This window comes from Aldersonia sp. NBC_00410, from assembly GCF_026342035.1.
In the GTDB taxonomy this organism is placed as follows: domain Bacteria; phylum Actinomycetota; class Actinomycetes; order Mycobacteriales; family Mycobacteriaceae; genus Aldersonia.
On the sequence record NZ_JAPENM010000015.1, the window covers coordinates 1 to 24,108 of the forward strand.

General features: G+C 68.1%; 21 protein-coding genes. 1 reads left to right on the forward strand and 20 read right to left on the reverse strand.

Annotated elements, in window-relative coordinates:
- Positions 1-136: 136 nt before the first annotated feature.
- The 19 genes from tyrS to infC form a co-directional block, all read right to left on the reverse strand.
- Positions 137-1,438 carry a tyrosine--tRNA ligase gene (tyrS, locus tag OG921_RS25015; RefSeq protein WP_266115253.1) on the reverse strand — a complete coding sequence of 434 codons (1,302 nt, stop codon included), beginning with the start codon at positions 1,436-1,438 and terminating at the stop codon, positions 137-139.
- Positions 1,435-2,061: a DNA-3-methyladenine glycosylase gene (locus tag OG921_RS25020; RefSeq protein WP_266115254.1), complete on the reverse strand. Its 627-nt coding sequence runs from the start codon at positions 2,059-2,061 to the stop codon at positions 1,435-1,437. Before OG921_RS25020 ends, tyrS begins: the two co-directional genes overlap by 4 nt.
- Positions 2,062-2,074: 13 nt before the next feature.
- Positions 2,075-2,329: a Trm112 family protein gene (locus OG921_RS25025; RefSeq protein ID WP_266115255.1), complete on the reverse strand. Its 255-nt coding sequence runs from the start codon at positions 2,327-2,329 to the stop codon at positions 2,075-2,077.
- Between the two features lie 74 nt (positions 2,330-2,403).
- A complete protein-coding gene (locus OG921_RS25030) occupies positions 2,404-5,373 on the reverse strand; it encodes an AMP-binding protein (RefSeq protein ID WP_266115256.1) in 2,970 nt (989 codons plus the stop codon).
- An 85-nt stretch (positions 5,374-5,458) separates the two neighbouring features.
- Positions 5,459-6,892 carry an argininosuccinate lyase gene (gene argH, locus OG921_RS25035; protein ID WP_266115257.1) on the reverse strand — a complete coding sequence of 478 codons (1,434 nt, stop codon included), beginning with the start codon at positions 6,890-6,892 and terminating at the stop codon, positions 5,459-5,461.
- The gene (locus tag OG921_RS25040; protein WP_266115258.1) at positions 6,889-8,088 is read right to left on the reverse strand and encodes an argininosuccinate synthase; all 1,200 of its coding nucleotides are present in this window, start codon (positions 8,086-8,088) and stop codon (positions 6,889-6,891) included. The genes argH and OG921_RS25040 overlap by 4 nt, the downstream gene beginning before the upstream one ends.
- A 43-nt stretch (positions 8,089-8,131) precedes the next feature.
- Positions 8,132-8,665 (reverse strand): arginine repressor, encoded by a 534-nt coding sequence (locus OG921_RS25045; protein ID WP_266115259.1) that lies wholly within the window; start codon positions 8,663-8,665, stop codon positions 8,132-8,134.
- The gene (argF, locus tag OG921_RS25050; protein WP_266115260.1) at positions 8,662-9,639 is read right to left on the reverse strand and encodes an ornithine carbamoyltransferase; all 978 of its coding nucleotides are present in this window, start codon (positions 9,637-9,639) and stop codon (positions 8,662-8,664) included. Before argF ends, OG921_RS25045 begins: the two co-directional genes overlap by 4 nt.
- The gene (locus OG921_RS25055; protein ID WP_266115261.1) at positions 9,614-10,807 is read right to left on the reverse strand and encodes an acetylornithine transaminase; all 1,194 of its coding nucleotides are present in this window, start codon (positions 10,805-10,807) and stop codon (positions 9,614-9,616) included. The genes argF and OG921_RS25055 overlap by 26 nt, the downstream gene beginning before the upstream one ends.
- Entirely contained in the window at positions 10,804-11,769 is a 966-nt protein-coding gene (gene argB / locus OG921_RS25060) for an acetylglutamate kinase (protein ID WP_266115262.1), read from the reverse strand. Before argB ends, OG921_RS25055 begins: the two co-directional genes overlap by 4 nt.
- On the reverse strand, positions 11,766-12,968 hold the full coding sequence (argJ, locus tag OG921_RS25065; RefSeq protein WP_266115332.1) for a bifunctional glutamate N-acetyltransferase/amino-acid acetyltransferase ArgJ: 1,203 nt from the start codon (positions 12,966-12,968) through the stop codon (positions 11,766-11,768). Before argJ ends, argB begins: the two co-directional genes overlap by 4 nt.
- Before the next feature lie 44 nt (positions 12,969-13,012).
- The gene (gene argC / locus OG921_RS25070; RefSeq protein WP_266115263.1) at positions 13,013-14,065 is read right to left on the reverse strand and encodes an N-acetyl-gamma-glutamyl-phosphate reductase; all 1,053 of its coding nucleotides are present in this window, start codon (positions 14,063-14,065) and stop codon (positions 13,013-13,015) included.
- Positions 14,066-14,131: 66 nt separating this feature from the next.
- Entirely contained in the window at positions 14,132-15,181 is a 1,050-nt protein-coding gene (locus tag OG921_RS25075) for a hypothetical protein (RefSeq protein ID WP_266115264.1), read from the reverse strand.
- 65 nt (positions 15,182-15,246) lie between these two features.
- Positions 15,247-17,745, reverse strand: coding sequence for a phenylalanine--tRNA ligase subunit beta (gene pheT, locus OG921_RS25080; protein ID WP_266115265.1), 2,499 nt, complete (start codon positions 17,743-17,745; stop codon positions 15,247-15,249).
- A gap of 68 nt (positions 17,746-17,813) precedes the next feature.
- Complete coding sequence (gene pheS / locus OG921_RS25085; protein ID WP_266115266.1) at positions 17,814-18,878, reverse strand: phenylalanine--tRNA ligase subunit alpha; 1,065 nt, start codon at positions 18,876-18,878, stop codon at positions 17,814-17,816.
- A 78-nt stretch (positions 18,879-18,956) separates the two neighbouring features.
- A complete protein-coding gene (locus OG921_RS25090; RefSeq protein WP_266115267.1) occupies positions 18,957-19,781 on the reverse strand; it encodes an RNA methyltransferase in 825 nt (274 codons plus the stop codon).
- A 26-nt stretch (positions 19,782-19,807) separates the two neighbouring features.
- Positions 19,808-20,200, reverse strand: a complete 393-nt coding sequence (gene rplT / locus OG921_RS25095; protein WP_266115268.1) for a 50S ribosomal protein L20 — start codon at positions 20,198-20,200, stop codon at positions 19,808-19,810.
- 83 nt (positions 20,201-20,283) lie between these two features.
- Entirely contained in the window at positions 20,284-20,478 is a 195-nt protein-coding gene (gene rpmI, locus OG921_RS25100; RefSeq protein WP_266115269.1) for a 50S ribosomal protein L35, read from the reverse strand.
- Between the two features lie 84 nt (positions 20,479-20,562).
- Positions 20,563-21,183: a translation initiation factor IF-3 gene (gene infC / locus OG921_RS25105; RefSeq protein ID WP_266115270.1), complete on the reverse strand. Its 621-nt coding sequence runs from the start codon at positions 21,181-21,183 to the stop codon at positions 20,563-20,565.
- Positions 21,184-21,548: 365 nt separating this feature from the next.
- Here infC and OG921_RS25110 point away from each other — a divergent pair, with 365 nt between their 5' ends.
- A complete protein-coding gene (locus OG921_RS25110; protein WP_266115271.1) occupies positions 21,549-21,956 on the forward strand; it encodes a DUF1844 domain-containing protein in 408 nt (135 codons plus the stop codon).
- Between the two features lie 21 nt (positions 21,957-21,977).
- On the opposite strand, the gene malQ is transcribed toward OG921_RS25110, so the two are convergent.
- On the reverse strand, positions 21,978-24,095 hold the full coding sequence (malQ, locus tag OG921_RS25115; RefSeq protein WP_266115272.1) for a 4-alpha-glucanotransferase: 2,118 nt from the start codon (positions 24,093-24,095) through the stop codon (positions 21,978-21,980).
- Positions 24,096-24,108 lie beyond the last annotated feature (13 nt).

Below are 24,108 nucleotides of genomic sequence, written 5' to 3' on the forward strand. Positions count from 1 at the left end.
AGTTACGGCACCGAAAACGCAACGTCAAATCCGCATGTCAGGAGCGGTTTGGCCCTGCATCGCCACAGGTCAGAGAGCTGCGCGACAGCGGGCTTGCCGACGAATTACACGAATGTGACTCACGGCACGCCGATTTTCACGCATCGACGCGACGAACGCCGGCGAAGTTGCGCTTGCCGCGGCGGACCACCAGCCACTGTCCGTGCAGGTAGTCGGCATCCGCCGGCTGCCAATCCTCGGCCGAAACCCGCTGGTTGTTGACCGACGCACCGCCCTCTTTCACCGCGCGACGAGCCGCTCCCTTGCTTTCGCACAGTCCAGTGGTCACCAACAAGTCGACGATCGTCGTGGGTGCGCCGGGCGCGAGCTCGGCGACCGAGGCCTCGCGCAATGCCGCCCCGAGCGTCGGTTCATCGAGGTCGGTGAGTTCGGCGCGGCCGAACAGCGCCTGGCTCGCGAGCTCGACTGCCTTGGTGTTCTGCTCGCCGTGCACCAGCGTCGTCATCTCCGCGGCGAGTCGCCGTTGCGCTTCCCTGGCATGCGGGCGGTCCGTGGTCGCGGTCTCGAGTTCGGCGATCTCCTCGGCCGACAGGAACGTGAACCAGCGCAGGTACCGGATGACGTCGGCGTCGGCGGTGTTCACGAAGTACTGGTACCAGGCGTAGGGGCTGGTCATCTCGGGATCGAGCCACAGGCTGCCGCCACCGGTCGACTTGCCGAACTTCTTGCCGTCCGACGAGGTCACCAGCGGCACCGTGAGCGCGTGCACATGCTCGCCGTCGAGCCGGCGGTTCAACTCCACGCCGGCGATGATGTTGCCCCACTGATCGGAACCGCCCACCTGCAGCGTGCAGCCGTACTCGCGGCGCAGATGCACAAAGTCGTTGGCCTGCAACAACATATAGCTGAATTCCGTGTACGAGATGCCCTCGCCCTCCAGACGGCGGCGCACGGTGTCGCGAGCGAGCATGACGTTGACCGAGAAGTGCTTGCCGATATCGCGCAGGAAGTCGATCGCGCCGAGTTGGCCGGTCCAGTCGAGATTGTTCGCCAGGACCGCGCCCGTGCCCGGACCCGCCGGATCGTCGGCGATGTCGACGAACCGTTCGAGCTGCGATCTGATCCGCGTCGCCCACTCGGCGACCGTGTCCGAAGCGTTCATCGTCCGCTCACCCACATCGCGCGGATCACCGATCAATCCGGTGGCACCGCCGGCCAGCACGATCGGGCGATGACCGGCCCGCTGAAAGCGCCGCAGCGTGAGCAGCGGGACGAGGTGCCCGGCGTGCAGGCTGGGCGCCGTCGGATCGAACCCGGCATACAGCGTCACCCGACCGGCCTTGGTGGCGTCCTGGAGCGCATCGAGGTCCGTGGACTGCGCGATCAGTCCCCGCCAGGTCAGCTCGTCGACGATATCGATGGTGTTGTTGTCGGTCACGTACTCGATTTTCCCGCACCTCCCGCGACGGGTGCACGAGGGCTACGTCGATAGGCAGAAACCGCTCCGGACTCCGGCGACCACAGCCGCCAGGGCCGATCCGCCGCGACACTGATCCCGACCCGTGGGCCGCTGGCCCAGCGCACTTCCCCACCTAGCTCCAGCCGCACCCGCGAATCGGACTCGAACAGTGCGGTCCCATAGTCCGACAACAGGATTCCCAGTGCGCTGCCGAAATTTCCTGGGCCGGATGCGAGCTTCGTGTCGGCACGGCAAGCAGGTCTGCGGCGCCGTACCGTCGCGCCTCCTTCAATGACCTCGCCGGCGCGCAGCAGTACCGCGGCCGCGGTCCCGTCCGGACCACAGGTGACGTTTGCACACAGATGCATGCCATAGCTGAGGTAGACGTACAACCGGCCCGGCGGACCGAACATCACCGCGTTGCGGCGGCTCGGACCGCGATAGGAGTGCGCAGCGGGATCGGGCCACGGGCCGGCCGGATCGGAACCGTAGGCCTCGACCTCGACGATCCGCAGCACCACCTCGTCGACTCGCACGATCGCACCGAGCAGGCGTTGCGCGGCCGTCAGTGGATCGACCGCCAGCAACTCCGCGTCCGACATCTGCCAACCGCGGTTAGGACTCGTCCTCCGGACCGGGAGCCGACCGGCCGCGCGCGAGGTAGTCGTCGTGCTGAACGTCGTCGGTCACGGCACGCGCCTCGTCGGCGAGCAGCGCGGGTATCCCCGACTCGATCGGGTAGGCAACGCGCAGCCGCGGGTTGTACAGGACCGAGTCGCCGCCGTCCGCCACGAGCAGCAGCGGGCCCTTGTCCTGCGGGCACGCGAGAATTCCCAACAACGCGTCGTCGACTACCGTGCCCGATTCCACTGCAGCGTGTCCCTTCGATCGATCGTCTCGATGTCCATCCGACGTCTGCCGTCTGCGACGATCCGCACCTTACGTCAGCCGGCCACACTCCCGGTCATCAGTTGCTTCGCCAAATCCTCGGTGAGCTCGCGATACGCGCCATCGGCCGGGTCGTAGTACCAGCAGTTCGGCCCCGGCTCGGGCAGGCCGAGCGCCTTCAGTGTCGCCGCGGACGGCCGGAACGACGAGCCGACGTAGATGCTGTCGACGACCTGCACGACTCCGGGCCGCTGCGCCGGGATCAGTCCGCGCAACGTCTGGGTCACCAGCTCGGAATCGAGGGAGGCATTTGGTCGCAGGGCCACCGCGGCGACCGCCAGTTCCCGATCCTCCGGGCCCACGCCGTAGGCCACCGAGAGGTCGACCTGCGGCAGCTCGCCGAGCGCGTCGACGATGGGTTGCGTGAACACTGGGCCACGCGGCGACTTGATGACGGTGTCGCGCGCGTCCACCAGCCAGTAGTCACCGTCGGAATCGCGCCAGAACAGGTTCTCGGTCGGCACCCATGCATCGCCAGGCGCGAAGACGCCTGCCATGCCACCGGGCGGCAGCGGAGCATCATTGGGGGCCTTGCCCAGCAGCAGGCCAACCTCGTTGTCCTCGCAGCGGCGCACGAATCCGTTCTCGTCCTCGATGAGCCTGCCGGTCAGCGCGTCGTATGCGGCCAGCGCGACCGCGGCGGTCCCCGGGACGGGTCTGCCCTTGCAGCCGACCTTCGTGCCGCCGACATTCGCCAGTACAACGTCACCCTCGGTGGACGCGTAGAACTCGAGCACCCGGGCAGGCTTGAAACGATCTGTTGTGCGTTGCCACAGTCCGACGGGCATGCCGGAACCGATGAACAGCCGAACCGGATGACTGCGCTCGAGCCGAAACGAATCGGAGTCGATGATCTCGCGCATCATCGTCCACGTGTAGGTCACCACGGTCACCCCGTAGCGATGCACCTCTTCGGAGAACAATGTGGGATCGAGCTTGCGCGACAACGCGATTCGCGAACCGCCTGCGACAGCGCCACCGATGCTGACCAGCAGTCCGGACGAATGGTGCAGCGGCGCAAGGCAGTAGACGGTGTCCGCGCTACCCAGGTTCGCCGAGCTCGCGGTCCCGAAGGCCGAGAGCGCCCAGCGGTAGTTCGTCACGTTCTTCGCCGCCAGCCGGGGGCCGGACCCGCTGACCAGCACGAAGGCGAGATCACGGGCCAGGCCCCGGTCCGGCCGGTACCAGCCGGGTATACGCACCGTTTCGGGATCGATCTGCTCGAGGTCGATCAGCTGCTCGTTCGTCGGCAGGCTCAGTTCACGTTCGTCACCACCGCCGAGCACGAGGACCTTGCGCGCCACTGCCGCCGCGGCCTCGAGATTGTCGGGATCGGAGACGATGGTGTCGATCCCGGTGAGTTCGGTCGCCGCGGCCAGGTCGCTACCGGGTGCCAACAGCACCGACACCGCGCCGAGCCGAGACAGCGCAGCAACCGCGGCGAGTGCGCTTGGACGTGTCTCCATCAGTACGCCGATGTGCTGCGCGGGGCGCACACCGGAATCGATCAGGCCACACACCACATTGTCGATCCGGTCGGCAACCGCCTGATAGCTGTGCGCGCGGTCCTCGAAGAGGAAGCACACGCCCGACGGTGCGCGTTTGGCCTGCTCGGCCAGCATGCTCGCGAACGAGATTCGGGTGCGCGGCTGAATCTGCCCGAGCCGGAACAACCGTGGCAGCGCCCGACTCGCCTCGCCGGTCAGGTCGGCGGTGCCACGGAACGCGCCGCCGGCCAGTCCCGCGATGCCCCGACCGACGTCGGCGCCGACCGCCACTGCCGACGCCGCGGTCTGCATGACGCGCAGCCCCGCCGACAGCGGCGATTCGTTCCGGTTGCTGCGCTTCTTGTAGTCCATTTCGTGAATGTGGACGGGCAACTCGCCCATTCCCTCGCGCCAGCGCACCCACTCGGCGACGCCCGGCCACGTCTGCTGTGCCGCGACACTGCCGACGACGAGCCCGAAATGCCCTGCACGCAAAAGTGATTCATAAACGTCGGCGCGGGGCGCGGCTTCGCGGATACCGCGCACGGCACGTGGCTGACCGATGTCGTCAACCTCGCCGACGAAGGCCAGGATCGGGCAGGTGATGTCGGCGAGGCTGACGAGTTGATCGTTGATCGTGAACCCGCCCGACATCATACGGTTGTGCACGACAAACTGCTTGAGCAGCTCGACGATTGCCGGACCCGCCCACGGCAGCCAGCCCTCGCGCTCGATGAACCGGCGCTGCGCCTCCTTGTGCAGCAGCGCGTCGCGATCGTGCAGCTGCCGGATGAAGTCGATCCGGGACTTGACCGTTTTAACCGGGTCGAGGAGCTGGAACCCGGTGCGGGCCATCCAGTCGGTGACGGCAATGCGATTGAACACGTGATCGGCGAAGAATTCGGCGCCGCGGGTGGCCACGCCGGCGGGTATACCCAGCGGCAGGCCGGCGATGATGTCGACTGGGCTGCCGAACGTGATCACGCTGGCCAGATTCTTGGTGTGCCGGCTGGCGGCAGCTTGGTAGGCGAACATGCCACCCTGCGAATAGCCACCCAGATGCACGTCCCGGCCGGTGATCTTGCGGACGCAGTCCACCGCCTCGTTCACGGCGACCACGTGGTCGGCCAGGGTGCGATCCCAGCCGCCCTCGTCGATGGCAGGCGAGCCGAAATCGACCACCCACAGTTCGATGCCCTGGTCGTGGAGAACACCCGCCGCACCGCGGTCCATGGTGACGTCGAAGACGTCGGCGGACATCATCATCGGCGGAACCATCACGACCGGGGGCCGCTTGCCCGGTGCCTCATCCGGGTAGTAACGGCGCAACCGGTACATCGGCCGGTGCTCGACCAGTTCGAACGGCGATGACGTCTGTCCGGTGTCGAGGCCGCCGAACCTCAGCACCTCCAGGCTGTTCTGTGCTGTAGCAACGATGCGCTGCAACGGCATCGCCAGCGCCGCGGTCCTCAAATCCACCGAAACTCCCCACCATTCGCGCGTTGTCCGGCACCGCCCGTATGTACCGACCGGGCTGCGTTCACCCAAGCTACCCGCTACCGGATCACGCCAACCAGGTTCGCAGGCGTGTTGCTGCGGCCCGCACCTCACCGAGCTGGGCCGCGACCTGCACGCCGGCCGTTCCGCCCCGCGCGTCGCGGGACGCGATCGACCCCGGCACGGTCAGCACCTCGCGAACGGCTCCGGTCAGCGCCGGGTCGATCGCGGCGAACTCGTCGTCGGTGAGCTCGGCGAGCCCAACCCCGCGCTCCTCGGCCTTGCGCACGCACGCACCGGCTGCCTCGTGCGCGACCCGGAACGGTACCCCCGCCCGCACCAGCCATTCGGCGATATCGGTGGCCAGCGTGAACCCGGCCGGCGCCAGCTCGGCCATCCGCGCGGTGTGGAAGGTCAGCGTCGACACCAGCCCCGCGATCGCCGGCAGCAACAGCTCGAGCTGTGCCACCGAATCGAACACCGGCTCCTTGTCCTCCTGCAGGTCACGGTTGTAGGCCAAGGGCTGCGCCTTCAACGTGGCGAGCAGGCCGGTGAGATTGCCGATCAGCCGGCCCGCCTTGCCGCGGGTGAGCTCCGAGACATCCGGGTTCTTCTTCTGCGGCATGATCGACGATCCGGTGGACCAAGCATCGGCGAGCGTGACGTAGCCGAACTCGGGTGTGCTCCAGAGGATGACTTCCTCGGCCATCCGGCTGAGGTCGACGGCGATCATCGCCAGTACGAACGCCGCCTCGGCGGCGAAGTCGCGCGACGAGGTCGCGTCGATCGAGTTCGCGGCAGACCCGTCGAAGCCGAGTTCCGCGGCGATCGCCTCCGGGTCCAACCCGAGCGACGAGCCGGCCAGTGCACCCGAACCGTACGGCGAGACCGCGGCACGTTTGTCGAAGTCCTGCACGCGTTCGACATCGCGCAGCAACGGATGAGCATGCGCGAGCAGGTGGTGCGCGAGCAGCACCGGCTGCGCGGCCTGCAGATGCGTCTTGCCCGGCATGACGGCGTCGGGATGCGATGCCGCCTGGATGGTGATCGCGTCGACGACGTCGAGCACACCCGCGGCGACGCGACGTACCGCGTCGCGCAGCCACATCCGGAACAACGTCGCGACCTGGTCGTTGCGCGACCGACCGGCCCGCAGGCGGCCGCCGAGTTCCGCGCCGACGCGCTCGATCAGTCCACGTTCCAGCGCGCCGTGCACGTCCTCGTCGGATTCCGCCGGCGCGAACGCCCCGGACTCGACATCGGCGGCGAGCCGGTCGAGGCCGTCGAGCATGCCCGTCAACCCCGCGTCATCGAGCAGGCCGGCCTTGTGCAGGACCCGGGCGTGCGCCTTCGACGCACGGATGTCGTACGGCGCGAGGACCCAGTCGAAATGCGTCGACTTGCTCAGCGCGGCCATCGCCGCCGCCGGGCCCGACGCGAACCGCCCACCCCACAGGGCGCCGGTGACGGTCGCGCCGGGCTGCTGCCCGCTCGAACTCACAAGCCCAGGTCCCGCTTCGCAGCGATCTTCGACGACAGGCCGTGCAGCTGCACGAAGCCCTTGGCGAGCGACTGGTCGAAGCTGTCGCCCTCGTCATAGGTCGCGAGGTTGAAGTCGTATAGCGACTGGTTGGAGCGCCGGCCGTTCACGACAGCGCTACCGCCGTGCAGCATCATCCGGATCTCACCGGTGACCCGCTGCTGGGTTTCGGCGAGGAACGCGTCCAGCGCCCGCTTGAGCGGCGAGAACCACAGGCCGTCGTAGACCAGCTCGCCCCAGCGCTGCTCGACCTGGCGCTTGAACCGCGCCAGCTCGCGTTCGACAGTGACGTTCTCCAGCTCCTGGTGCGCGGTGATCAGCGCGATCGCGCCCGGCGCCTCGTAGACCTCGCGGCTCTTGATGCCGACCAGCCGGTCCTCGACCATGTCGAGGCGGCCGATGCCGTGCCGCCCGGCGCGGGCGTTGAGTTCCTGGATCGCCTCCAGCACCGAGACCGGGCGACCGTCGATCGCGACCGGCTTGCCCTTGTCGAAGGTGATGACGACCTCATCGGGCGCCTGCCAGTTCAGCGTGGGATCGGAGGTGTAGTCGTAGACATCCTTGGTCGGGGCGTTCCACAGGTCCTCGAGGAACCCCGTCTCGACGGCGCGACCCCACACGTTCTGGTCGATCGAGAACGGCGACTTCTTGGTGACGTTGATCGGGAGGTTCTCCTCCTCGGCGAATGCGATCGCCTTCTCCCGAGTCCACGCATAATCGCGGACCGGCGCGAGCACCTTCAGGTTCGGCGCGAGCGCACCGATCCCGACCTCGAACCGGACTTGATCGTTGCCCTTGCCGGTGCAACCGTGCGCCACCGTCGTCGCGCCGTGGTGCTTCGCGGCCTCGGCGAGGTGTTTGACGATCAGCGGGCGGCTGATCGCCGAGACCAGCGGATAGCGGTCCATGTAGAGGGCGTTGGCCTGAATCGTCGGCAGGCAGTACTCGTCGGCGAACTCGTCGCGGGCGTCGATCACGACCGACTCCACCGCACCGCAGTCCAACGCACGCTGGCGCACGACGTTCATGTCCTCGCCGCCCTGGCCGAGATCGATCGCGATTGCGACCACCTCCGCGCCGGACTCCTTACCGATCCAGCTGATCGCCACGGAGGTGTCCAAACCGCCCGAGTAGGCGAGGACGACACGTTCGGTCATTATTGCTCCAGCTCCTTCTTCGATGTCCGATGTGCAGACGCACTCAGACGAGTTGTTCGATCTTGGCGGCGAGCTGCGCGCCGCTCAGAGGTTCGCGCGCAATCACCAAAATGGTGTCATCCCCGGCAATCGTGCCGACAACGTCGCGCAACGATGCCCGGTCCAACGCGCTGGCCAGGTAGTGCGCGGCCCCGGGCGGGGTGCGCAAGACGGCGAGATTGCCGCTCGCGTCGGTCGACACGAGCAATTCGCCGAGCAACCGGGAGAGCCGGTCGGTGCCACCCGACACGCCCCGCACCGGACTGCCGTCCTCGGGAACCACGTACACGCCCATTCCACCGTCGGGAGCGCGTAGCTTGACCGCGCCGAGCTCGTCGAGATCCCGCGACAGCGTCGCCTGGGTGGTCTCGATCCCATGCTCGGACAGTAGCCTGGCCAACTCGGTCTGGCTGCGCACCGCGTTGGTGGACAGAATTTCCACGATGCAGGCCTGCCGGCCCGCGCGTGTCGTCGCCGGCTGCGATGCGACGGCGAGCGCGGCCTGCTCGGGTTCCGAGGCCCCCGCTGCGGTGCTCACGACGCGCCCCCGGCCTTGTCCAGCAGCCAGACCAGCAACGCCTTCTGTGCGTGCAGCCGGTTCTCGGCCTCGTCCCAGACGACGCTCTGCGGACCGTCGAGCACCTCGTCGGTGACCTCCTCGCCGCGGTGCGCGGGAAGGCAATGCAGGACAACGGCCTTCGGGTCGGCGCGGGATAGCAAGGCCGCGTCGATCCGGAACGGCCGGAACGGCCGAACACGATCGAGACCGTCGTTCTCCTGTCCCATCGAGGTCCAGGTGTCGGTCACCAGCACATCGGCACCGTCGGCGGCGGCGTCCGGATTATCGGTCAGCACGATCTTCGCGCCCACCTCCGCCGCCCGTTGCCGCGCCGCCGCAAGAATCCCTGGGTGCGGCGCAAATCCCTGCGGCGCCGCGATGGTGACGTCGATCCCAGCCGTTACCCCACCGAGCAGCAACGAGTGCGCCACGTTGTTCGCCCCGTCGCCCAGGTAGGTCAGGCGCAGGCCGCGCAGCTCGCCCTTATGCTCCCGCAGGGTCTGCAGATCGGCGAGGATCTGGCACGGATGGAACTCGTCGGACAACGCATTGATCACCGGAATCGTTGTGGCCGCAGACATCTGGTCCAGCCTGCGCTGACCGAACGTCCGCCACACCACCGCGTCGACATAACGCGAGAGGACCCTGCCGGTATCGGCGAGCGTCTCCTCGCGACCGAGTTGGGTGGTGCGACCATCCACCACGACCGCGTGCCCGCCAAGTTGCACGATGCCCATCTCGAACGAGAACCGAGTACGGGTCGAGTTCTTCTCGAAGATCACTCCGACGCCGCGCGGTCCTTCGAGCGGGCGGCGCGAGAACGGTGCCGCCTTGAGTTCCGCGGCGAGATCGAGGATTTCGGCCTGCTCGGCCGGCGACAGATCGTCGTCGCGGAGGAAGTGCCGCAGCTGCCTCTTACCGGACACGTCACTCACCTTCCTGCAGTGCAACATCGAGTATGGCGGGCAGGGCCGCGACGAAACCCTCGGCCTGTTCGTCGGTGAGCACCAGCGGTGGCGCGAGCCGAATCACGTCCGGCGCCGGCGCATTCACCAGATAGCCGGCCTCACGCGCCGCAGTCTCGACCCGGGCCGCCTTGGCGTCGGTGAGCACGATGCCGAGCAACAGACCCGCCCCGCGGACATGGTCCACAAGTGGATGACCGAGCGCTTCGATCCCGCTGGCGATGGACTTGCCGAGCGAGTCGGCGCGCGAGAGCAGGTCTTCCTTCGCGATCGTGCGCAGCACCGCCAACGCCGCCGCCGCGCACACCGGGTTCCCGCCGAACGTGGTGCCGTGTTTGCCCGGTGCGAACAGTTCCGCCGCGGCGCCGGTCGCGATGCACGCCCCGATCGGCATTCCGCCACCGAGTCCCTTGGCCAGGGTGATCACATCGGGAACGATGCCGACCGCTTGATGGGCGTAGAACCAGCCGGTCCGAGCGATCCCGGTCTGCACTTCGTCGAGGCACAGCAGCGCTCCCCGCTCGGACGTAATCCGTCGCGCCGCAGCGAGGTAGCCCTCCGGCGGCACGATGACGCCACTCTCGCCCATGATCGGCTCGAGGAACACTGCGGCGGTATCGGCGTCGACCGCCGCATCGAGCGCTGCGAGATCGCCGTACGGGATGTGCTGCACGCCGGGCGGCATCGGCTCGAACGGCGCCCGCTTGTCCGGCTGGCCGGTGAGCGCGAGGGCGCCCATCGTCCGGCCGTGGAACGCCTTCTCGGCGGCGACGATCTTCGGGCGACCCGTCAGTCGCGCCAGCTTGAAGGCAGCCTCGTTGGCCTCGGTGCCCGAGTTGCACAGGAACACCCGACCGCTGACCTCCGCGCCCAGATGTCCGAGCAGCTGCTCGGCAAGTTCGATCGCCGGTTCGCTCGCGTAAAGGTTCGACACGTGACCGAGAGTGGTCATCTGCGTGGTCACCGCGTCGACGATCGCGGGATGGCCGTGTCCGAGGATGTTGACCGCGATGCCGCCCAGCAGATCGAGGTATTGCTTGCCGTCCGCGTCGTACAGCACGGCACCCTGGCCGCGGACCAGCGCGACCTTGGGGACGCCGTAGTTGTTCATCAGTGCGCCGGACCAGCGCTGCTGCATGAGTTCGGTGGCGCTCATCGCACGGCTCCCTGTGATTCGATCCGAACCGAAAAGTCTTTTGCTGTAGAGATTTCCGGCTCCGGTGCCGGTTTGACCATGGTGCCGATGCCCTGCCCGGTGAACAATTCGAGCAGCACCGAATGTGCCACCCGGCCGTCCACCACATGGGCGGAAGGGACCCCCGCCTCCACTGCGCGCAGGCAGGCTTCCATCTTGGGCACCATGCCGGCGTCGAGGCGGGGCAGGAGTTGGGTCAGTGCCGCGGTATCGATCTCGGTCACCAGCGACTCGCGGTTCGGCCAGTCGGTGTAGAGGCCTTCGACATCGGTGAGCATCAACAGTTTCGCCGCCCCGATGCCGGCCGCGAGCGCGGCGGCGGCGGTGTCGGCGTTGATGTTGTGCACCACGCCGTCTGCGTCCGGAGCGATTGTGGAGACGACCGGAATACGCCCCGCGGCAATGAGATCAAGCACGGCACCGGGGTTCACGGAGGTGACGTCGCCGACCAGGCCGATGTCGGTCGCCTCGCCGTCGACGAGCACCGTGCGACGGGTCGCGGTGAACAGATGGGCATCTTCACCGGTGATGCCGACGGCATACGGACCATGCGCGTTGATCAGACCGACCAATTCGCGACCGACCTGTCCGAAGAGCACCATCCGCACCACGTCCATCACCTCGGGCGTGGTGACCCGGAATCCGCCGCGGAATTCGCCGGCGAGACCGAGTCGCTGCAGCATCGCGCTGATCTGCGGCCCACCACCGTGCACGACGACGGGATGCACGCCGACCGTGCGCAGCAACGCCATGTCGGCGGCGAAGGCACGCTTGAGTTCGTCGTCGACCATGGCATTGCCGCCGTATTTGACGACCACGATCTTGTCGCGCAACTGTTGCAGCCACGGCAGCGTTTCGGCGAGCACCCCGGCCTTGTCGGCGGGTGTCAGGGCGCCGAGAGCGGTGGGGCCGGTCGACGTCATGACGAGTACGCCGAGTTCTCTTCGACATAGCCGTGCGAAAGATCCGTGGTCCGGATGCTCGCCGAGGCGTCGCCGACGCCGAGATCGATCTCGACGTGAATGTCGGCGCCGGACAGATCCACCTCGCGCGCCCCCGGTGCTCCCATGCCGTCGACACACACTGGAGAACCGTTGAACTGCACGATGATTCGTAGCGGATCCAGTTCGACCGGTGCGATCCCAACGGCGGCGAGCACGCGGCCCCAGTTCGGGTCGGATCCGAACAGTGCCGTCTTGACCAGGCTGTCGCGGGCCACAGTCCGGGCGGCGACCAGGGCGTCGTCTTCGTTGGCGGCGCCGTTCACTGTGATGCGCACCCGCTTGGTGACACCTTCGGCATCGGCCATCAACTGTTCGGCGAGATCGTCACAGACCGCGAACACGGCAGCGTCGAGGTCGTCCTGAGCCGGCGCGATGCCGCTGGCGCCGGACGACATCAGTACCACGGTGTCATTGGTTGAGCAGCTGCCGTCCACGTCGAGCCGGTCGAAGGTCAACCGCGTCGCCGCCCGCAGAGCACGGTCGAGTTGTTCGGCGCTCGCGACTGCGTCGGTGGTGATCACGCACAGCATGGTGGCCAGCGACGGCGCGAGCATGCCTGCGCCCTTGGCCATTCCGCCGACATTCCACTTGCTGTCGTGGTGCAGCGCGGCTTCCTTGGGCACGGTGTCGGTCGTCATGATCGCGTACGCGGCATCGGTTCCGCCGGAGATACCGCCCGCGAGTTCGTGCACGATCTCGGTGAGGCCCGGCACGACCTTGTCCATCGGCAGCCGGTCCCCGATCAGACCGGTCGAGCAGACCACGATCTCGCCGGCTCCGGTCTCGGTTCCCCAATTGCTCAGTGCCGCAGCGAGTTCCTCGGCGGTGCGGTGGGTGTCCTGGAATCCGCCCGGCCCGGTGCATGCGTTCGCGCCACCGGAGTTGAGCACAACGGCGCGCAGCCGCCCCGCTGTGAGCACCTGCTGTGACCACAGCACCGGCGCGGCCTTCACCTTGTTGCTGGTGAACACCCCGGCCGCAGCGTATTCGGGACCCTCGTTCAGCACGAGCGCAAGATCCGGCTTGCCGCTCGCCTTGATGCCGGCCGCGATTCCCGCTGCCCGGAACCCGAGCGGAGCGGTCACGCCCTGGGTGCGCAGCAGCCGTCCACCCGACACCGTGCGCCCCGCCTCGCCGGCCGGATGCTCGGTATTCACTGCGGTCACGGCGCCACTCCTACAGTCGAAAGGCCGTCGGTCTCGGGGTAGCCGAGCGCGATGTTCATCGATTGCACCGCGCCTCCGCCAGTGCCCTTGGTCAGATTGTCGATCGCCGCGATCACGACCAGCAGTCCCGCGTCGGCGTCCACGGTCACGCCGATCGCGGCCGAGTTCGATCCGATCACCGAGCCCGTCCGCGGAAACACCTTCTCCGGCAGCACCTGCACGAACGGCTCATCCGCGTAGGCCTTCTCGTAGACCGCGCGGGCTTCGGACTCGGTCACCGTGGTCGTGGCGGTGCACGTCGCCAGGATGCCGCGCGGCATCGGCGCGAGCACCGGGGTGAACGAGACGGCGACGTCGGTGCCAGCGATCGCGGACAGGTTCTGCCGAATCTCGGGGGTATGCCGGTGTACGCCACCGACCCCATAGGCGCTGACCGAGCCCATTACCTCCGAGCCGAGTAGATGCGGCTTGAGCGACTTGCCCGCTCCGGAGGTGCCGCTCACCGCGACGATGTTCACCCGGGGTTCGATGATCCCGGCGGCCACCGCGGGCGCCAACGCGAGGCTGCATGCGGTCGGGTAGCAACCAGGCACCGCGATCCGCGTTGCGCCGCTGAGCTTCTCGCGCGCACCCGGCAGCTCGGGCAGGCCGTAGGGCCAGCTCCCCGCGTACTCGCCGCCGTACCACCGATCCCACGCGGCGGGATCGGTGAGCCGGAAGTCCGCGCCGCAGTCGATTATCACTGTCGAGTCCGGAAGCTGCTGTGCGATCGCGGCCGAATTCCCGTGCGGCAGCCCGAGGAACACCACGTCGTGACCCAGCAGCTCGTCGATGCTCGTCGGCGCGAGCACCCGGTCGGCGAGCGGTACCAGATGCGGGTGGTGCTCGGCCAGCGTGCTGCCCGCATTCGAGCCCGCAGTCAGTGTGCCGATTTCGAGTCGGCCCTCGCGATAGGCGGGGTGACCGAGGAGCAGACGCAGGACCTCACCACCGGCATAACCACTCGCGCCGGCGACGGCGACGCGCAGCGCACCACTACCATTTCCCATGCGGTTGATTATGCACCATGATGCAAGCTCATTCATAGCCGGTTATCGGTGGCAGCCGCGCCGCATTCAGTCGTCGCGGGTCGCGAGCATCCCGAGCACCTCATCCGAGGCGTAGAACGGTGCGAGCCGCACGCGGATCAATTCGGCGAGGCGCCCATCCGCTTTGGCTGCGGCGACGATCCCCGGCGCGTGCCGCTGCACCTCGGCGACCAGGTCGTCGGATGAAACCCCGGCCTCGCCAAGCAGCGCCGTGACGGTCTTCTCGCCGTACCGGGCGAAGAACACGTCGACCCACTCGACCACGACCGCATCGATATAGGCCGCGTTCCGGCTGGTCACCGCCAACTCGGCGATCAGACCGATCAATTCGGTGAGCTCGGTGCGACTCAGGTACTCACGCAGCACCGACATCGGCTCCTCGGCCTGCAGATCCCAGACCTGCATGGCGGCATCGGCCAGCGGAGCGTCGCGAATCAGTTCGAGCGTCGCGCCGTTGAGGCGGCGCAGCGCGTACTGTGCGCCCTTTCCTGCGACGTCGCCGAGAAACTGGTCCGACACGTTCTTCACCCGCGACACCGCACCCATGCCGAGGGAGAACATCGAGCCCATCCCCGGCACTTTTTCGGCGAGTGCGCGGTTCTGCGCCACGATGTCGCCGACGATCTTGTTGAAGAAGCTCGTCGCCACACTGGCGACCAACGGGCTGTCGGTGAGCCGGTCGAGCGCGTGCTCATGCAGGGTGTGCATGCTCAGCACCGTGGCGACGAGCGCGTCCACCTGTTCGCGATCCACCACGTCACCGAGCCGGTGCTCGTCCGCGGCGTCGAGGTCGTAGAGCGCGCCCGCCCATGCGTCCGCGAGATCGACGGGCAACGCGCTGCCCCCGACGAGATCGATGATGGTGCGCACCGTGGCGACGACGTGTTCGCGGTCGAGTGCCTGTGCCACGGTCACCGTTTCGGCGATCCGCAGGGCCTCGCGCACGTCACGGTCGACCACTGCGGACAGGCGCTCGCCATCGAGTTCGGCGAGGTGGAACGCGACCTGCGCGTCGAGTAGGCGCTCGGCGAGCTTGCGGGTCGAATCGTCGGCAGGAAACGCAACGGATGCGGGCATGGGCGTGAGCCTAGGCAATCGGTCGCCGGTGTGGCGGACCGAGCCGCGCGATCCGGCCCGACCGGTCAGGCCCGGATCGCCGCGCCCACCGCGTCCGCGGCCGCGGCGACGGCCGCGTCGCGGGCGGCGCTTGCCTCGTCCTCGGTCAGCGTCCGGTCGGCCGCGCGGAACCGCAGCGCGAAGGTGAGCGACTTGCGGCCTTCGCCGATCTGCGCGCCCTCGTACACGTCGAACAGCTGCAGATCCTCCAGTAGTTCGCCGGCGCCGCTGCGCAACGCGGCCTCGACCGCCGCGGCAGGCACTGCGCGCTCGACCACCACATTGAGGTCCTGCAGGACCTCCGGGAAACTCGACACCACCGGCGCCGGGCGCGTCGCCGAGATGGGCAGCGCATCCAGATCCAGTTCCATGGCACAGGTCCGTGCGGGCAGGCCGATCCGCTCCAGCACGGCGGGGTGCAATTCGCCGGCGTATCCGACGACCGCGCCGTCGACGACGAGTTCCGCACAGCGGCCCGGATGCCACGGGAGGTGGCTCACGGATCGCAACTCGAGTTCGACGCCGGCAGCACGAGCAACGGTCTGCGCAGCCGCGATCGCGTCGGCGGCGTCGGCGGCGCGGCCGGGGCCCCACGGCCCGCGCGGCTCACGCAGGCCGATCAGCACCGTGCAGACGTGGACAGGCTGGTCGGGCAACGACTCGAGCAGCAGGGCCACCTCGTCGTCGGTCGGTCGACGGTCCACCGGAAGCGGCGGGATCGCGCGCGTCTTGTCGCCCGGCAGGACAACCTGTGCGATGCCGTAGATCCCAAGGTCACGGCGGCCGCGCGCGATATTGCGGGCAGCGACCTCGAGCATTCCGGGCAGCAATGTGGTCGCCAGTTCCGGACGGTCCGCTTCGAGCGGATTCGCCACCGTGGTCGTGCGGCGACGCGGATCCTCGGGGTCGAGTCCCCAGGCGTCGAAAACATCCGTTGGCAGGAACGCCGGCGGCGGAACCTCGGTGAAGCCATCGAACGCCAACGCGCGGGTGACGGCGCGGCGCCGGCGCTGCGCCGGGGTCAGCCCGCGACCGGCGGGTGCCTGCGGGAGGACCGACGGGATCTGCTCCAACCCCTCGAGCCGGAGCACCTCCTCCACGAGGTCGGCGGGCTGGGCGAGGTCGGGACGCCAGCTCGGCGGGGTCACCGACAGCTGACCGTGGCCGCTGTCGCTGACGCTGACCTCCACGGCACAGCCGATCTGGGTAAGCCGGCGCGCCGACGTACCGTTCGGGTAGGCGACACCGGCGATGCGGTCCGGCAGGTCGATATCGATCGCGATCGACCCCACCGGCTCCTGCAGCAGCCGGACGTCGGTCAGCACCGGCTCGACGACACCGCCGGTGATCTCGGCGAGCAGTGTGGCCGCGCGATCCAGGGCGGCGACGTTCACCTCGGGGTCGACGATCCGCTCGAACCGCTTGCTGGCCTCCGAGGTGAGCTTGTGTCTGCGCGCGGTACGGAAGATGGCGAGCGCGTTCCAGGTCGCCGCTTCCAGCAGGATGTCGGTGGACTCGGCGCCCACCTCCGTGCTCGCACCGCCCATCACTCCGGCGAGCGAAATCGCCCCCGAGTCGTCGGCGATCACCACGTCCTCGGGGTCGAGCGCACGCTCGACATCGTCGAGGGTCGTAAGGGTTTCGCCCTCGTTCGCCGGCCGCACGACCAGCTCGCCGCGCACCGCGGCCGCGTCGAAGGCGTGCAAGGGCTGGCCGAGTTCGAGCATCACGTAATTGGTGACATCGACAGCCGGGGAAATCGGCCGCACCCCGGACAGCAGCAGTCGGCGCTGCAGCCACCACGGACTGCGCGCCGCCGGGTCGATGCCAGTCACCTTGCGCATCGCGAACCGCGTCGCACCGGTCTCCGGCTGCAGCCGGACCGGGTACGCCTCGTCCTCGTGTGCGGACAGCAGCGGGTGCGCTGGGTCGGGGTACTCGAGATCGAAGCCGCAGGCGAGTTCGCGGGTCAGCCCGCGCACCGAGAAGCAGTAGCCGCGGTCCGGGGTGATGTTCAGTTCGATGACCGTGTCGTCGAGTCCGAGCAGCGCCAGCGCGTCGGTCCCGGGCTCGGCGATGCCCGGCTCGAGCACGTGGATGCCCGAATGGTCCTTTCCCAGGCCGAGCTCGGACAGTGAGCAGATCATGCCGTCGGAGACGTGCCCGTAGGTCTCGCGCGTGGCAATCTCGAAGCCGCCGGGCAGCACGGCCCCCGGCAGTGCCACGACCACCAGATCACCCTCGGCGAAATTGCGCGCCCCGCAGACGATCCCGCGGGTGGCATCGCCCTCGCCGGACCCGACCATGACCTGGCAGAACCGGATCGGCTTCTTGAACTCGGTGAGCTCGGTGATCTGCTCGACCCGGCCGACGACGAGCGGACCGGTGATCTCGGTGACCGTGTCGATCTCCTCGACCTCGAGGCCCACGCGCACGAACCCGGCGTCGAGTTCCTCGGGCGTCACCTCCCAGTCGGGGGTAGCCCGCTGCAGGATCTCGGTCAGCCAGGATTGCGCTACTCGCACGGGGTTTCGCTCACTCTCGAGTCGGTGGTCGGAAAGGCTCGTATCGGGCCGGAGCTTCGCAGCGGCCGTCAGCCCTGCACGCCGAACGGCAGGGTGAACCGCACGTCACCCTCGACGATGTCGCGCATGTCGGAGATGCCGTTGCGGAACTGCAGGGTGCGTTCCAGGCCCATGCCGAACGCGAAACCGGTGTACTCCTTGTGGTCTACGCCGCAGGCACGCAGCACGTTCGGGTTCACCATCCCGCAGCCGCCCCACTCGACCCAGCCGGGGCCGCCCTTCTTCTGCGGGAACCAGACGTCCACCTCGGCCGAGGGCTCGGTGAACGGGAAGTAGTTGGGCCGCATCCGAGTCCGCGCATCGGGACCGAACATGCCGCGCGCGAACGCATCCAGAGTGCCGCGCAGATGCGCCATGGTCAGACCCTTGTCCACCGCGAGACCCTCGACCTGCGAAAACACCGGAGTGTGCGTCGCGTCGAGTTCGTCGGTGCGGAAGGTACGACCCGGACACACCACATAGATCGGCAACTCACGCGACAACATTGTGCGCACCTGCACCGGCGAGGTATGCGTGCGCAGCACCTGGCGCGAATCCTCCGGCGCGATGTGGAAGGTGTCCTGCATCGTGCGCGCAGGGTGATCGGGCAGGAAGTTCAACGCGTCGAAGTTGAAGTGCTCGGTTTCGACCTCGGGTCCCTCCGCGACCTCCCACCCCATCGCGACGAAGACATCCGCGACCTCCTCGGAGATCACGCTGATCGGATGGCGCGCGCCGAGCGGCCGGCGCTGCGCAGGCAGGGTCACGTCGATCGCCTCGGAGACCAGCACGGCGGCGTCACGTTCGGCGAGCAGCACGACCCGGCGTGCGTCGAAGGCATCGGCGACGCGGCTCCGGGCGACGTTCACCCGTTTGCCTGCATCCGCCTTCTCTGCTTTCGGCAGCGAGCCGAGTGCGCGGCGAGCGAGCGCGATGGGGGCCCGGTCACCGAGGTGTTCGGTCTTCGCGGCGGCGAGCGCGTCGAGCGTGTCGGCCGCCGCGAACGCTTTCTCGGCTGCCTCCGCGGCGGCGGTCAGTGCTTCCTCGGATAGCGCGGAGGAATCGACCTGCTCCACGGGGTCGTTTTGCGCCACGACTACTGCCACTCCTGTCTTCGGCTACCAGCAATCCGAACTCGGTGTCGATGGATTCAAATCCTAGGCGATCGCCTGCTAGCGACCTTCGGGCATTTCCGGTTCTGTCCGCCGGTGCTGCGCCCGGGCGCTTTCGTACAGGCAGATCGCCGCCGCCGTGGCAAGGTTCAGGCTTTCCGCCCGCCCGCGGATGGGGATGCGCACCCGGTGGTCCGCACGCGCAGCGACCTCGGCGGCGAGACCGTGTGCCTCGTTGCCGAACAACCAGGCGGTCGGTGCGTGCAGTAGGTCCTCGGCGTCATCGAGGTCGACCTCACCGTCTGCCGCGGTGGCGAGCAGTTGCAGCCCGCGTTCGGTCAGCGCCGACAGCGCAGTGTCGATCGATCGCTCGCGAGCGATCGGAAGATGGAAGACGCTGCCCGCGGAGGCGCGCACGCACTTGCCGTTGTGCGGGTCGACGCTGTCCCCGGCGAGCAGCACCGCATCCGCACCGACCGCATCCGCGACCCGGATGACGGTGCCCGCGTTGCCCGGCTCGGCGATCTCCACCGGCACCGCGACGAGCGCCGGTGTGCCGGCAAGGGCCGTTGCTATCGAGACGTCGAGTTGCCGGCAGACCGCGACCAGCCCGGCGGGGGTGACGGTGTCGCTGAGACCGCGTGCGGCGCGGTCGGTCACGCGCGAGATCCGGACGCCTGCGGTCGCAGCCTGATCGAGCACCGGCCCATATCGTGCATGCGCATCGCCGGTGCAGAACAGCTCGACGACATGTCCGCCGGCCAGCGCCGCCGTCACCGCGTTGGCGCCCTCGACCAGGAATTCGCCGGTCTTGCGGCGTTGCGCGCCGCGATGCAGCTTTACAGCCGAAACGACCCGTGGCGTGCGCTCGGTGAGCACGTCCACGGGTCGTTCCGAATCGCTGAAGGGGGTCAGGCGGCTTCGCCGTCCTTCGGCGCGTTCACATCGGCGGGCAGGGCGGCCTTGGCAATCGCGACCAGGCCGGCGAACGCCTCGGCGTCGGACACCGCGAGCTCGGCGAGGATCTTGCGGTCGACCTCGACACCCGCGGCCTTCAGACCCTGGATGAAGCGGTTGTAAGTGATGTCGTTGAGCCGGGCCGCGGCGTTGATCCGGGCGATCCACAGCTTGCGGAAGTCACCCTTGCGCGCGCGACGGTCACGGTATGCGTAGCCGAGCGAATGGAGCTGCTGCTCCTTGGCCTTGCGGTACAGCCGCGACCGCTGGCCGCGGTAGCCGCTGGACGCCTCGAGAATCGAACGGCGCTTCTTCTGAGCGTTGACGGCCCTCTTTACGCGTGCCACTGGAAAAGTCCTGTCGTCTCGGGGTGTCCGACACCCCTGGGTTTGCTTGTCGTTTCAGGCGACCGCGCACGCGGTCGGCCGGGTCAGATGCCGAGCAGCTTCTTGATGCGCGGCGTGTCGGCGGCGCTCACGGACTCGGTGCCGTCGAGGCGCCGGGTGCGACGGCTCGACTTGTGCTCGAGCAGGTGGCGGCGGTTGGCCTGCTGACGCAGCAGCTTGCCGCGGCCGGAAACCTTGAAACGCTTCGCGGTGCCGCTGTGGCTCTTCATCTTGGGCATGAGTCCCTCAGTTCTGTCGTGCTTGTCGTACTTCGTACGGGCAAATGGTCAATTGCCGGTCTGGCCTTGCAGATCCGGACCGGTTCAGCCGGCCTGGCTCCCGGGAGTGGGTCCGCCCTGGGCCGCGGTGCCCTCCTGCGCCTTCGCGCGCGTCTTCGCGCCGCGATGCGGTGCGAGCACCATCGTCATGTTGCGGCCGTCCTGCTTCGCGGAGGTCTCGACGAACCCGAGCTCGACGACGTCGGCAGCCAGACGCTGCAGCAGCCGGAAACCGAGTTCGGGACGGGACTGCTCACGACCACGGAACATGATCGTGACCTTCACCTTCGAACCGGCTTCGAGGAAGCGAACAACGTTGCGCTTCTTGGTCTCGTAGTCGTGATCGTCGATCTTCGGGCGGAGCTTCTGCTCCTTGATGACGGTCTGCTGCTGGTTCTTGCGAGATTCACGCGCCTTCTGCGCCGTCTCGTACTTGAACTTGCCGTAGTCCATGATCTTGCAGACCGGCGGACGAGCGTCCGGCGCAACCTCGACCAGGTCGAGATCTGCTTCGAGCGCGACGCGCAGTGCATCCTCAACACGCACGATCCCAACCTGTTCACCGCCGGGTCCGATAAGACGGACTTCGGGGACACGGATGCGATCGTTGATGCGGGTCTCAGTGCTGATGGGGCCTCCTCGGTAGGGCGTTGTCGGTGACCGCATGCAGCAAGCTGGCCATCCTCACCCAACAAGAAGGCCCCGCATCGGTGGTTACCGAGCGAGGCCCGCTGCCGACCGGTCGCTGTGAACAACAGCAAAGTTGCTGTCCACATTCCCTCGGCGCACCGAGAGAAACCCGCAGCTCGGGGCAATGCCCTGCGCGGGTGACCGGACCACTGACCAGCCGTAATATCTGCTGCAGCGGTGGGAGGCGGGCTCCACTTGATGCCCCTAACCGGGAGGTCCGGGGCGGTCGTGCATGCCAGAGTATCAGTTCGCCCCGCCGAAATCCGAATCGATGCTGGTGACGGCCGTCGGAGGGCGGGCTGCCGCCGACGCGTGCGACGGGCAGTGTCATTCTCGATGCCATGACAGACGACGCGTTCTCCGGGAACCCGCTTTCCGAAGACCCGCTTTCCGAAGGCCCGCTTTCCGAAGGCCAGGCCACCGCGAATCAGGTCCGCGAGCTTGCCGACATTCCCGCAGTCGAGGTAATCAGTCGTGCCGCGGTGATGCTGATGAGCTCGGCAGCGGAGAAGCTCGGCCTCTCGGATCAGAATCCGGACGACAGCCCGCACCGCGATCTCGATGAGGCGCGGCGGGTGATCACGGCGCTGGCCGGGCTGGTCACGGCGTCGGTCGAGTACCTCGGACCACATGCAGGTCCGATCCGCGAGGGGCTGCAGTCGCTGCAGCGGGCGTTCCGCGAATCGTCGGCACATCCCGACGAACCGGGCAAGGGGCCGGGCGAGAAGTACACCGGCCCGGTGTACTGACCCGAGGTTGACCCCCTGCCGTCAGCCGTCGCCGAAGGCGCGCACGAGTGCCGCGAAGCGCTCGTTGCCGGAGAGGTCTTCGACCATGACCACGCGCCCCTTCCGGTCCGCGAGCGGGATGCACCAGTTCGGGTACTGGCGCTGGTCGGTGCCCGGCTGATTCTGAATCCGGCGTTCGCCGACTGCGTCGACCAGCGCCATGCCCAACAGCACCGACGGGCTGCGCGCAATGAGCCGATGCACAGCGTCCACCTGCTCGGCAACATTCGCCTCCGGCACGAGTAGCCCGCGCGTTCGTGCCAGTTCGAGCACCGCATCGCGGTCCCGCGCGTCTTCGGCGCGTTCGACAGCCACGTCACGCTCGAGCAATCCGAGCCGGTCGCGCAGATCGATGTGCTCACCGGCGAGATAGCCGGCCGTCGGAGGAAGGTCGTGCGTCGTGACCGAGGTCAGACACAGCTGCCGGTACTCCTCCGGCGGGATCGGCGCGTACTCGCCGTGCTCGAACCAGAGGATCGAGGTACCGAGGACGCCGCGCTCGTACAGGTAGTCCTGCACGGTGGGCTCGAAGACACCGAGGTCCTCGCCGACCACCACTGCGCCGGCCCGTTCGGCCTCGAGCACCAGGATGCCGATCAGTGCCTCGTGGTCGTAGCGCACGTAGGTTCCCGCTGCTGGGCTCTCGCCATCCGGAATCCACCACAGCCGAAACAGCCCGATGATGTGATCCACCCGGATCCCGCCGGCGTGCCGCAGGATCCCGCGCAGCATCTCGCGATACGGCGCATAGCCCTGTTCGGCGAGGCGCTCCGGATGCCACGGCGGTTGATTCCATTGCTGACCTTGCTGATTGAAGTCGTCCGGTGGCGCGCCGACTGTCGCACCGCGCACCACGGCATCGCCGAGCGCCCAGGCGTCGGCGCCCTTACGCTGCACGCCGACGGCGAGGTCGTGCATGACGCCGATCGCCATCCCGGCGTCGAGGGCCGCACGGTGTGCGGCAGCGAGTTGCTCGTCGCAAATCCACTGCAGCCACTTGTGAAACTCGATCCGATCGCCGAGTCGGCGCCGCTGCACCTCGACCGCGTCGGTGCCGGGATGAGCGAACTCGCCGTCCCAGCGCGGGTCGTCGGAGCCGTGCTTCTCGGTGAGCGCGCACCACAGCGCGTAGTCGTCGAGGCTCTGGCCGCCGACCCGGCAGAACTGTTCGAACGCTGCCTGCCGGTGCGCACTGCGCGGCACGCGATGCACCAATCGAAGCGCGCGCAGTTTCGCCCGGAAGGTCCGGTTGCGATCGATCCGCTTCGGATCGCGGTTGCGTTTCACCGCGCGTTCCTCGAACTCCGCGATGCGCGCGTAGTCCTTCGGCCGCAGCTCCGCGGTCTCCGCGATATCGCGCACCCTGATGTAGAGCGGGTTCACGAAGCGGCGGGTGGTGGGCAGGTAGGGCGATTCCTCCAGCGGCAGCACGGGTTCCGCGGCATGGATCGGATTCACCAGCACATAGTCGCCGCCGTGCACGCTCCCGACCGTGGTCGCGATATCGGCGAGGTCACCGAAATCGCCGACTCCCCACGAGCGGGCGGACCGGATCGAATACAGCTGCAACGCCAGCCCCCAGCGTTGCCGGTCGGTGAGTGCAGCGGACCGCGTGAGCCGTGCCGGGGTGACCACGAGGGCACACTCGGCGTACGGACCGCCCGCAATCTCGGCGTGCAGCGTGTGCCAGCCCGGTTCGATATCGCTCGGCACGGCGAAGGTGGCTCGCCCGACGAGGACCCCGTCGACTTCGCGCGGATCCACCCAGACATCGAGTTGCCTTGCTGCCCGGCGACTCCCGTCCTCGGTGCGGATCCAAACTTCGACCGGAGTGCCGTGCGGGACATGGACGACGAACTCGCGCTCGCGGGCCTCGACGGTGACGACAGCGGCGGGCAGCAGCCGCCGCCACGGCGCGATATCGGCCTCGACGAGCGCGGCGGAAACCTGTTCGTCGTCCTCGGCGGGCACGCCGAGTGCGCCGAGGACCGCACGCAGGGTCGCCGCGGAGACGTCGCGGCGCACGTGGTCCCAGCCGTCGTACGCGGTTGCGACGCCGTGCCGCGCGGCAAGTGCACGAAGCTGATCGAGGTTGGTCACGCCGGTGATCGTG